Source organism: Synechococcus sp. H55.9 (genome assembly GCF_047462355.1).
Lineage (GTDB): Bacteria > Cyanobacteriota > Cyanobacteriia > Thermostichales > Thermostichaceae > Thermostichus.
In genome coordinates this window covers 1-2,216 of sequence record NZ_JANSJB010000104.1, presented here as the reverse complement: position 1 = coordinate 2,216, position 2,216 = coordinate 1, and the positions used below count along the sequence as shown (strand labels likewise).

At 56.5% G+C, this 2,216-nt stretch carries 3 protein-coding genes and 1 pseudogene; 3 read left to right on the top strand and 1 reads right to left on the bottom strand.

Features of this window, described 5'->3' with window-relative positions:
* The 3 genes and pseudogenes from NW857_RS11385 to nuoK all read left to right on the top strand — a co-directional run.
* Positions 1-518, top strand: a pseudogene (locus NW857_RS11385) (TPM domain-containing protein); the annotation flags it as partial.
* A gap of 119 nt (positions 519-637) precedes the next feature.
* Positions 638-1,246, top strand: coding sequence for an NADH-quinone oxidoreductase subunit J (locus NW857_RS11380; protein WP_414334861.1), 609 nt, complete (start codon positions 638-640; stop codon positions 1,244-1,246).
* A 79-nt stretch (positions 1,247-1,325) separates the two neighbouring features.
* Entirely contained in the window at positions 1,326-1,631 is a 306-nt protein-coding gene (gene nuoK, locus NW857_RS11375) for an NADH-quinone oxidoreductase subunit NuoK (protein WP_414334879.1), read from the top strand.
* A gap of 22 nt (positions 1,632-1,653) precedes the next feature.
* Here nuoK and NW857_RS11370 read toward each other — a convergent pair whose 3' ends face one another.
* A complete protein-coding gene (locus NW857_RS11370; RefSeq protein WP_414338761.1) occupies positions 1,654-2,154 on the bottom strand; it encodes a low molecular weight protein-tyrosine-phosphatase in 501 nt (166 codons plus the stop codon).
* Positions 2,155-2,216: the final 62 nt, after the last annotated feature.

The following is a 2,216-nucleotide window of genomic DNA, read 5'->3' as shown; positions in this document are numbered from 1 at the left end:
TGTCGGCCAGCGGTAACTGGCTGGTACTGGTGCTGCCCTTCCTGGCAGTTGTGACCACCGACGGCATCTTGGGCTCGAAGCGTGGGATCCCGTTTCAGCCGGTGGTGTGTCAAAGCTGCGGTCGGCCCATGCGCCCCATCCAGCCCCAAATTCTCGATGGGCAACTTCCCCCAGCGCATCGCCTGGCCAAAAGCCGGCGCAGAGCCCGCTACTACGGCTGGTTTTGCCCCGCCTGTCAGGGGATGGCCGTGGTCGTGCGCGAAAATAAATCTTATCGCCACCTTTATTGCCCTCAGTGTCAAGCTCTTACCCTTGATCTCCAAACCGAGATTATTAGGAGAAACATCTATCCCTACACCTTCAGACGAGAAACCTTGACTTGCCCTCTCTGCCAATACCGAACGGAGCGAGAAGTTGAAGTCCAAGAGCCTGATGACAGCGATTATGACACCAGAGACCGAGATAGAAACTTCGGGGGCGGCAGCAGCCACGGCGACGGAGCAGGCGGCAGTTGGTGAGACCCAACTCTAGAGATTTCTCTATCGATTGAACAAGGGAGTTGGGCTTCTCTTAAATCCGCCGGGACAGTAGAGTGGTAAGGGAGCAGCGATAGCGATTTGTTAAGGACGAAGATCCCATGACCCTTGCAGAAGGCGTGCAACTGGTTACCTTTGGGGTGCTCTCGGCGATGGCCATCGGCTTTGCCATGGGAGTGGTTTGGGCCCCTAACATCGTCTATTCCGGCTTTCTATTGGGGGGCGTTTTCCTGAGCATGGCCGGGCTGTACCTTCTCTTGAATGCCGATTTTGTGGCTGCCGCCCAAGTGTTGATCTACGTCGGCGCGGTCAATGTGTTGATCCTGTTCGCCATCATGTTGGTGAACCGGCGCTACACCTTTGCTCCTCTGAAACTGGGCTGGCTGCGCAATGGGGTGACGGCGGCGGTGTGTTTGGGGCTGTTTGCCCTCCTGACGGCAATGGCCTTGAATACCCCCTGGCAGTTGGAGCCAATCCAGCCCACGAGCAGTGCTCTGGTGATTGGCGGGCATTTCTTTAGCGATTATCTGTTGCCGTTTGAGCTGGCTTCTGTTTTGCTGCTGATGGCGTTGATCGGGGCCATTGTGCTGGCGCGTCGAGAGTTTGTCATCCCCCAAGCCCAAGAAGGGGATCTCAGCTTGCTGGAGCGGGCTCGGCCCCGGCTGGAATCGGAGTCGGAACGCCCAGCAGAGCTGGTGAGCACCCGTTAAGGCTGTCTGCTCTCGGCCATACAGCTCAAGGTCTTCCTCACACCCCTCTCATCTGTATCCACTGGAGCCTCTTGGGATGTTGCAACTGCAGTTTTTCTTGGTGGTCGCGGCAGTTCTCTTCTGCATCGGCATCTACGGCTTGATCGTCAGTCGCAACGCCATTCGGGTGTTGATGTCGATTGAGCTGATGCTCAACGCGGTGAACCTCAACTTTATGGCCTTCTCCAACTTTGTTGACTCCAGCTTGATTCGCGGCCAGGTGTTTTCGGTGTTCGTCATCACCGTGGCGGCTGCCGAGGCGGCAGTGGGCTTGGCCATTGTGTTGGGGATCTACCGCAACCGGGCCACCATCGACATGGAGAGCTTTAATCTGCTCAGGTGGTAGTTGTTTTCTTGATCGATTACGTTCAGGTGCGGCTGGGCAGCGGCGGGCATTGGATCCCGGGGATCAGGGATTCCAGTATGCCGCTGCAGGCATCCCAGAGCAGCTCGATCACGTAGTGAAACCCAGCCTCGCCCCCGTAGTAGGGATCCGGAACTTCTTCATCGGTGTGGGAACGACAGTAGCTACAGATTAAGCGCACCTTGTCGGCATATCTTCTCTGGGGATCGAGGCTGAGGATATCGCGATAATTTTGCCGATCCATAGCCAGGATCAGGTCGAACTCCCGCAGATCCAAAGGATGAATTTGCCGGGCTTGGCCGTGCAGCTCCAGTCCATAGCGCTGGGCAACTTGTTGCATGCGGCGATCTGGGGGACTGCCGATGTGATAGGCGGCTGTACCTGCCGAATCGCAGATAATGGCTTCTTCGTGGCCGCTGCTCTGCAGCAAGTAGTTGGTGATCCCTTCGGCAGCAGGAGAACGGCAGATGTTGCCCAGACACACAAACAGCAGCTTTTGGCTCATGGCAATCTCAACGGCAGTAAAAAGCTCTTCTTAACCCTACAACAATGTCCATCTGGTGGTTC